General features: G+C 75.5%; 1 pseudogene. It reads right to left on the bottom strand.

The window, feature by feature from the left end:
- Positions 1-184: 184 nt before the first annotated feature.
- Positions 185-523: pseudogene (locus O3Q52_RS53910) on the bottom strand (coproporphyrinogen III oxidase); the annotation flags it as partial.
- Between the last annotated feature and the right edge of the window lie 80 nt (positions 524-603).

The raw sequence follows: 603 nt of genomic DNA, 5'->3' as shown, positions 1-603 counted from the left end.
CAGTTCCCCGCGCCCCTAGGTCTTCAGGGGCGCGGGGAACTGCGCGACCAGCCACAGCCGGACCCGCACCCGAAATCACACCCCACGGGGCCTGGGGCGGCGCCCCAGGGGACGATGGGGGTCCCCCCGCTCGAGCGAAGCCGAGAGTGGGGGAGGGTAGGGGCGGCGGGGGCGAGGAAAGGCGTCAGTCCACCAGGTCGCGCACAACCGCGTCCGCGAGCAGCCGCCCCCGCAGGGTGAGCACCGCGCTCCCGGCCTCGTACGGCCCAGGCTGAAGGAGACCGTCCGCGAGGGCCCGACGAGACGCCGCGAGCCCGTCCGCATGGAGCAGCGCCAGCGGAACCCCCTCAAGGAGCCGCAGCTCCAGCAGGATCCGCTCCACCCGCCGGTCCTCCGCAGACAGAAGCTCCCGCCCCGCCCCGGGCGACCTCCCCGCCGCCAGAGCCCCCGCATACGCCCCCGGATGCTTTACGTTCCACCAGCGAACACCCCCCACATGGGAGTGCGCCCCGGGCCCGGCCCCCCCCCTCCTCCACGGAGGGGCCAGCCTTCGGCCCGGCGTCTTCAGGGGTGGCGCCGGAGGGGACGTCGGGCTGCTCGTCG

It is taken from the genome of Streptomyces sp. ActVer (assembly GCF_027270795.1).
In the GTDB taxonomy this organism is placed as follows: domain Bacteria; phylum Actinomycetota; class Actinomycetes; order Streptomycetales; family Streptomycetaceae; genus Streptomyces; species Streptomyces umbrinus_A.
Note: the sequence above shows the minus strand (reverse complement) of the source record. Positions and strands in the feature narration are given on the sequence as shown.